This window comes from Alcanivorax sp., from assembly GCF_051117345.1.
Classification (GTDB): Bacteria; Pseudomonadota; Gammaproteobacteria; order Pseudomonadales; family Alcanivoracaceae; genus Alcanivorax.
Genome location: NZ_JBNPEC010000178.1, coordinates 1 through 7,564, shown reverse-complemented (window position 1 = coordinate 7,564; position 7,564 = coordinate 1). Strand labels below are relative to the sequence as shown.

General features: G+C 58.9%; 6 protein-coding genes. 5 read left to right on the top strand and 1 reads right to left on the bottom strand.

Features of this window, described 5'->3' with window-relative positions:
* From ACFE0K_RS11430 to ACFE0K_RS11415, 4 genes are all read left to right on the top strand, one after another.
* On the top strand, nucleotides 1–1,169 hold a 1,169-nt coding region (locus tag ACFE0K_RS11430), incomplete at its 5' end, for a biotin/lipoyl-containing protein (RefSeq protein WP_434536185.1).
* A gap of 73 nt (nucleotides 1,170–1,242) precedes the next feature.
* The gene (locus ACFE0K_RS11425; RefSeq protein WP_434536184.1) at nucleotides 1,243–3,183 is read left to right on the top strand and encodes an acetoacetate--CoA ligase; all 1,941 of its coding nucleotides are present in this window, start codon (nucleotides 1,243–1,245) and stop codon (nucleotides 3,181–3,183) included.
* A gap of 78 nt (nucleotides 3,184–3,261) precedes the next feature.
* On the top strand, nucleotides 3,262–4,536 hold the full coding sequence (locus ACFE0K_RS11420) for a hypothetical protein (RefSeq protein WP_434536183.1): 1,275 nt from the start codon (nucleotides 3,262–3,264) through the stop codon (nucleotides 4,534–4,536).
* An 88-nt stretch (nucleotides 4,537–4,624) separates the two neighbouring features.
* Nucleotides 4,625–6,337 carry a ShlB/FhaC/HecB family hemolysin secretion/activation protein gene (locus tag ACFE0K_RS11415; RefSeq protein WP_434536182.1) on the top strand — a complete coding sequence of 571 codons (1,713 nt, stop codon included), beginning with the start codon at nucleotides 4,625–4,627 and terminating at the stop codon, nucleotides 6,335–6,337.
* 101 nt (nucleotides 6,338–6,438) lie between these two features.
* Here ACFE0K_RS11415 and ACFE0K_RS11410 read toward each other — a convergent pair whose 3' ends face one another.
* Entirely contained in the window at nucleotides 6,439–6,684 is a 246-nt protein-coding gene (locus tag ACFE0K_RS11410) for a YdcH family protein (RefSeq protein ID WP_434536181.1), read from the bottom strand.
* 219 nt (nucleotides 6,685–6,903) lie between these two features.
* Between ACFE0K_RS11410 and ACFE0K_RS11405 the strand changes: the two genes are divergently transcribed.
* On the top strand, nucleotides 6,904–7,564 hold a 661-nt coding region (locus ACFE0K_RS11405), incomplete at its 3' end, for an oxygenase MpaB family protein (protein WP_434536180.1).

Below are 7,564 nucleotides of genomic sequence, written 5' to 3'. Positions count from 1 at the left end.
CGGTTCAGGCCGCCAAGGCCATTGATTATCGCGGTGCCGGCACCGTCGAGTTCCTGTACGGACCCGATGGCCATTTCTACTTCATGGAAATGAACACTCGCCTGCAGGTAGAGCACCCGGTGACGGAAATGATTACCGGCGAAGACCTGGTTGCCTGGCAGCTCGCAGTCGCCGCCGGCGAACCGCTGCCCAAAGCGCAGCATCAGATCGAGCGTCACGGCCACGCCATGGAAGTGCGCCTGTACGCGGAAAATCCGGAGCAGGGATTCCTGCCCTCCTCCGGCCTGCTCAGCCATCTGCGCTGGCCCCATGAAGTGGCCCGGGTGGATGCCGGTTATGAGAATGGCGACCGGGTGGACGACCATTACGACCCTATGATCGCCAAGATGATCTGCCATGGAGCATCACGCAATGAGGCCCGCCAGAAACTGATCACCGCCCTGGAAGCCCTGGAACTGAGCGGCATCCATCACAATGCCCCCTTCCTGCACCGGGTGCTCAACGACGATGCCTTTGCCAATAGCGAACTGGATACTCGTCTTCTGGAACACCACCCACAACTGCTGGAGGCCACCGGAACGGAACCCGAGCTGCTGGCCCTGGCAGCCAGCCAGGTATTCGCCACCGACAACACCGGCAATTCACCCTGGCAAAGTCTCCAGGGCTGGCGGCCTCTGGGCCGGCGCTTCCGGCAGACTCTGCTCCAGGTCGATGGCGAACTGATCACGGTCCGCGAACAGGATGGCTCCGCCTCTATCGGCGACAAGCAAAGCCCCTTTGTGGCAACAATTGATGCGCAGACCATCAATCTGCACTGGGGCAACCGCGGTTTGCGCGCACGCCATGCACGTAAAGATGACAACACCCTGCTGTTGTTCGTGGCCGGCCAGGCCCATGCGGTCACCCTGAACCCCAGCCGGGAGAGTGCCCGGCATGACGATGAAGCCGGCTTCATCGCGCCCATGAGCGGCACTATCGTGGCCTTGCATGTCTCTGCCGGCGATACCGTTGCTGCTGGCGATGCAGTAATTACACTGGAAGCCATGAAGATGGAGCACACCCTGCGCGCTACGGTGCCGGGGACCGTTCACGATTTTCATGTGACAGCCGGCGACAGCGTCAGCGAAGGCACCTTGCTGGTGGAATTCGAGGAAAGCGTTGACGCCTGACAGTCGCTGTCGAACGACGCCATAGAAACCGCCGGCCACGTGCAGCCGCATACCAGACACTGGGGAGAACACAATGTCCGCACCGCTTTGGCAACCGGGCGAATCACAGCAGCACTGCCGACTGGCCAGATTCTGGGAACAGGCCCGTGATCATAGCGGCCTGCCCCTGGCTGATTACCATGCCCTGCATGGCTGGTCTGTGGAGCAGCCGGAAGCATTCTGGCAGCAGGTCTGGGATTTCTGCGGCCTGGTGGGTGAGCCCGGCGACACGGTGCTGACTCGCCGCGATCAATTCCAGGACACCCGCTGGTTTCCCCGGGCACGCCTGAATTACGCGGAAAACCTGCTACGCCGCAACGATACCCACCCGGCGCTGATCAGCGTGCTGGAAGATGGCACCCGCAGCGAGGTCAGCTATGCTGATCTGCGTGTAGCCGCCGGCAAGGTAGCCGCCCAGTTGCAGGCTGCCGGCGTGAAACCCGGCGACCGGGTCGCCGGCTACATGCCCAATCGTATTGAGACGGTGATCGCCGCTCTGGGCGCCGCCTGGATCGGAGCGGTATGGTCGTCCTGTTCGCCGGATTTCGGCGTGTCCGGCGTGCTGGACCGCTTCGGCCAGATCGAGCCCACCGTGCTGGTGGCTTGTGATGGCTACCACTACAACGGCAAGTGGATCGACCTGGGCGAGCGTATCGACGCCCTGCATGATGCCCTGAAACCGGAGCTGATGGTGGTGGTGCCCGGCAAGGGCAGCAGCACGCCGGTGCGGCGGGCTCTTATCTGGCAAACCTGGCTGGACAGTGCCGGGCCGGCACCGGACTTTGCCGCACTGCCGTTCAATCATCCGCTGTTCATTCTCTATTCCTCCGGCACCACCGGGCAGCCCAAGTGCATCGTTCATGGCGCCGGCGGCACCCTTCTGCAGCAAACCAAGGAATTGCAGCTGCATGCGGACGTGGGCGCGGAGGACACCCTGTTCTATTTCACCACCTGCGGCTGGATGATGTGGAATTGGTTGCTGTGTGGCCTGCATACCGGCGCCACCCTGGTACTCTACGATGGCAACCCGGCCTACCCGAGCACTGCCCGGCTGTTCGATCTGGTGGATGACGAAGCCATCACCCATTTCGGCACCAGCGCCAAATTCATCCAGGCCGTGGAGAAATCCGGCCTCAAGCCCCGCGAAAGCCATGATCTGACTACCCTGCGCACGCTCTTCTCCACCGGCTCCCCCTTGCTCCACGAGAGTTACGACTACCTCTATGAGCAGGTGAAACCGAATCTGCTGGTCAGCTCCATTTCCGGCGGTACCGATATCATTTCCTGCTTTGCTCTCGGCAACCCGCTACTGCCGGTATACCGCGGCGAATTGCAGTGCCCGGGCCTGGGCATGGACGTTGCCGTGTTTGACGACAACGGCGCTCCCCTGTCAGACAGCAAAGGCGAGCTGGTGTGCCGGCAGCCCTTCCCTTGCTGCCCGATACAGTTCTGGAACGACCCGGATGGCAGCCGTTTCCACAAGGCCTACTTCGCCCGCTTTGACGGCGTCTGGGCCCATGGCGACTACGCCCAGTTGGTCCCCCATGAACAGCACAACGGGCTGATCATTCACGGTCGATCCGATGCGGTGCTCAACCCGGGCGGCGTTCGCATCGGCACTGCAGAAATCTACCGCCAGGTAGAAACCCTGGATGCAATCCGCGAAGCCATTGTGGTCGGCCAGGAGTGGCAAGGGGATGTGCGCGTGGTGCTGTTTGTGGTGCTGGCCGATGGCGTCAGCCTCAGCGAAGAGCTGCAAACGCGAATCCGCAAGGCCATCCGCGAAGGTGCCACACCTCGCCATGTCCCGGCGGTGATTGCCGAGGTGCCGGAAATTCCACGCACGGTGAGCGGCAAGATTGTCGAACTGGCAGTCCGGGAAGTGATCCACGGGCGCCCGGTAACCAACCGCAATGCCCTGGCCAATCCGCAGGCACTTGAGCATTTCTCCGACCGCCCTGAGCTGGCAAACTGACCACCCGTTTACCGGGCCATTGACGGCCCGGTTTAAACGCGCATCATGTAGGCTTGTACCGGCCCAGTGATGTAAAACATGAAGAATAATAAACGCTTGCCGACGTTGACGGCCGCCCTGCTACTTCCTCTCCTGGCTCTGTCAGGCACTTTGCACGCCCAGATCATTACGCTTACCGGCGACACCTTCAACGCCCTGCAGGGAAAGCAGAGCGGGCTCTATTCGTTCTTCACCATGCAGGACGGTCGTCTGGCACCCGTACCACATCAGTGGGTGCAATGGTCCGAACAGGGTTACCCCTATTTTGAACAGGACGACAGCACCGACCTGGTGGGAGACCCGGCCCGTATTGATGCCGAGGACCGGCTGCTGCTGCGCTTTGAAGATGGCGGTCAGCCGCTCGACGGTCCGGTTACCGAACAGGTAGCCGCCGAACTGGCCGTGGAACAAGGTGGCGAAACCCGTTACTTCTACCTGATCAAGAACGCCTACCTGCAAAATACCGATCGCTACGTGCAGTTCGACCCGCGGTCCATGACCATCAAAAGCACCGACTATGCATTGAGCATGGCAGACGGCAACCTGTTCAACTGGAGTGACTTCTATTTTCGCGGCTTTGAGGGTGAAAACGGTGAGCGACAGAGTATTCTCGATACCCTCAAATTACGCCTCAGCGCCGGCCTCTTCGGCGAAAATAACCGGATCACCCTGAACAACAACAACCTGGATCCCAAGGTCAAACAGGTGATCAATGGTCCGCTGGCAGCGCTGGTTTACGCGTCCACGTCGGTAACTGTTGCCAAGGTGCCCGTGCTACGCATCAACAATTATTTTCTGGTGATGCCCAAACAGATGGAGATCCATAGTCGCTTCACCCTGCCAGGTATCGCCGAAACTGTCGTGAAACGCCCGGCACTGGATATTTCCCTGGACGGCAACGGGCTCTATGACAGCCAACTGATGACCAGTTGGACCGGCAATAATCTGGCGATCACGGATGGTCGGTTGTCCGATGCCGAAAAGGCCATGCTCGACAAGCCGCTGGGGGGTGACAACTGGATCTGGTTCAGCACCGGCCGTGGTTTTGATCTGCTCGCCCAGCTGGCTTTCCTGAAGGGCTTTGACACCCCTGCCCGTCTGCTCTACCAGGATGATGCTTCACTGGCCAACGACCCGGAGCGTTTTCCTGGCCAGCTTCCCAATGTGGGCTTTTCACTGACGGACATTCCCTTTGGTCAGGAGTTTTATTTTGTTACCCGGCTGTTCTACAGCAAGGACAGCCAGGGGCTTACGCCCGCTAACTACGCCCGCCAGCAACTGGATGAGCCGAGCGCCAGCCTGACATTGGAATAACATGAAAGAGTGCCAGGTACGGCAGAAAACTTGTCATGCCCGCCGTGGGCTTTGTAGAGTGAAAGCTCTCCCGGTAAGGCGTTCGTTCATGCAGGCACTGTGTCCCGGTACGCAGCGGCAACAACTCTCCCGGGCCGGGTTTGGCATTTCCTGGCTGACGGCAGCGCTGTTGTTGTGGCCCTTCGCGAGCTGGGCATCCCCCTCAACGGATGAAAGCTGTAACGTTATCTACGATTACGGTGATCCGGCCTTGTTTGAATTTGTCGAGACCCGCCAGAAAGTGGACTTCAGTCGTTACCAAGGGCGTTCCATCGGCCAAATCCACTACACCGTGCTCCCTATCTTCAATGAAGACGATCCTGCTGAGGATAACTGGCTGTATCGGGCAGCCAACTTTCTTCATATCGAGACCCGGAAAAGCACCCTGCAAAAACAGATGATCCTGACCAGTGGTGAAGCACTGGACCGGGATCACCTCAGGGAAAATGAGCGACTGCTGCGCGGTAACGACTATCTTGTCGATGCCATGATCGTTCCCCACAGGGTCTGTGCAGACACCATTGACCTGTTGGTGGTAGTGCGGGATGTGTGGACTTTTTCGCCTTCTGCCTCGGCATCACGTTCCGGCGGCGATGACAGCACCAGTGCCGGTTTTACGGAAAGCAACCTGCTGGGCAGTGGCCAACGGGTCGCCACCGGCTACTTCGATGATGCCGACCGCAGCGGCCATTTCTTCAGCTACCGCAACCCTCTGTTGCCCGCACGGGTACAACTGAATCTTAGCTATACCAATGCCAGTGATGGTGAATCCCTGTCCGGCGGCCTGGTACGCCCCTTCTATCAACTGGACAGCCGTTGGTCTGGCGGCGTCGACGTACAGCGGGAAAACCTGCTGGAACGCATCGAGGTAAACGATCAGACGGTCAATCGCTATCGCCTTGAGGATAACCGTTACGAAGCGTTTGTTGGCTGGTCGCCGGGGGTGAAGGAAAACGCCGTTATCCGCTGGCGGCTGGGGATCACCGACGAAGAGGAACGCTTCAGCGCGGTTCCCGAAGAAACTACCTCGTTGCCCGAGGACGAGCGCCGCGTTTATCCCTGGTTGTCCCTGGAATACCAGGAGAACCAGCACCTGGTAGCCTCAAATCTGAACCGCGCCCAACGTCAGGAGGACATTCGCCTGGGTTGGTATCACTTTGCACGAGTGGGGCACGCCAGCGAATCACTTGGCAGCAATGCCGAGTCGATCATTTTCAGCATGAGCACCAACAACACCCGCTTTATCCGCAAGCACCACTTGTTTCGCAGTGGTTTGTCTGCAAGCGGGCGTTATCAGGACGATGACTTTGTCAGCACTCTCTATGGTGGGAACCTCAGTTATTATTATTTCCTCAACCAGAATAATCGCTGGTTCGCGCGCCTCAATCTGAACGCCGGCAGCAATCTGCGCCAGGATGAGCAACTGACCATCGGAGGCAACGATAACCTTCGCGGCTACCCCACCAACTATCAACGTGGCGACCGCCGCTGGGTCTTTTCCGTGGAGCGTCGCCGCTTTACCAACTGGCAGATTTTCAATCTGGCCTATGTGGGCGGAGCCGTTTATATGGACGCAGGGCAAGCCTGGGAACAGGGGGAGCCCCGCGGCAGCACCTTGGCTAACGCGGGACTGGGGCTACGCCTGAGCCCCAGTAAATTCAGAGTGGATCGGGTGCTGCATCTGGATGTGGCTGCACCGCTGGTAGATCAGGACGAAGTCGACGATGTCCAGTTCATCGTGTCGGGAAGAGTGGATTTCTAGGTTTGGCCTAGCGAGTCACGAGATACGAAAAAGCCCGCACGAGCTCCTCGCAACCCGTTTCTCGTTATGGACCACTTGTCGTGCCTTCTTGAATACTCAGGTTAACCCTCACCGTTATTGAGACGATGGTACACCTCATCCTTCAACCGAATTCGTTCCCGCTTTAAACGCTCCATGTCCAGATCGGCAATCGGGCTTTCACGCATTTCCAGACCCCGGATCTGCTTGTCCAGCTTGTCGTGCTCCACCACCAGTGCCTTGAACCCGGGATCATGACTGACCAACTCGTCAATCTTTTGATGCTGATCCGGAAATTCATGGTGGATGCTGTGATTCTCTCCCAACATGGACATTTCTCCTTTGCGGTAACGTTGAGTAACCCGGTAAGGGCTACGTCTAACTCTCCGACACAAAAAACTGCGCCACTGTTCCCATACATCATTAAATCACCACATTTCCTGATTAGATTCAATCAGGCAGGCCCGTAAGATGAAATTAGAGCGCTACGTTGTCACCGGGCAGCTCGGTGGTAGTTGGAACCCACACTGCACAAAGGAGGCGTGCACATGGCGTTACCGCAATTACTGACCCGCGACCATATCCAGGCCGGCCTGATCCAGGCCAGCGAACAATGCCATCAGCCCGATGCGGGCCTGTTCGGACCCGGCTCTATCTGCTGGCAGTTGATGCGCGAGAACCTCAGCTCCCTGGCACATGGCCGAGTGGTACTGTTGGCACTGGCGGACAGTCGTCTGTCCCAGTTACTGGCGGATTCCCATGACCTGGTACAACGGCTTCAGCACACGCAGGTATTCATGCTGAAACTGGTGTTCGGCAACCTGGACCAAGCCTTGCTGACACTGGACAGTCCGCGCATGCGGCGCAAGACCCTGTTCGACGTGGATGACAGTGAAACCCTGCTGTATGCGCTGACAGTCTGGATGGATTCCTGCCTGACGGTGTACCAGGAGGTCATCGAACCGCTGAATAGCGCACACCAGGAACGGTTGTTCGAGGAGACCATGTTACTGGCGCAGGTCATGGGGATTCCCGAAAGCCGGCGGCCGGCAGACTGGCACGCCCATCGGCGCTGGTGGAGCCGGCGACTCAACCACCATGGCCCGAACAGTGATCGACGCCGCCAGCTAGGCCACTGCCTGATACGCGGACAAGGCTACCCGGGGCGAATACCCAATGGCCAGTATCTGCCGCTGGCAGCCTTCCAAA

Bases quoted from the DNA above. Each gene is read 5' to 3' on its own strand.
- ACFE0K_RS11425 (WP_434536184.1), top strand. From the start codon at position 1,243: ATGTCCGCACCGCTTTGGCAACCGGGCGAATCACAGCAGCACTGCCGA.
- ACFE0K_RS11410 (WP_434536181.1), bottom strand. From the start codon at position 6,684: ATGTTGGGAGAGAATCACAGCATCCACCATGAATTTCCGGATCAGCAT.
- ACFE0K_RS11415 (WP_434536182.1), top strand. From the start codon at position 4,625: ATGCAGGCACTGTGTCCCGGTACGCAGCGGCAACAACTCTCCCGGGCC.
- ACFE0K_RS11420 (WP_434536183.1), top strand. From the start codon at position 3,262: ATGAAGAATAATAAACGCTTGCCGACGTTGACGGCCGCCCTGCTACTT.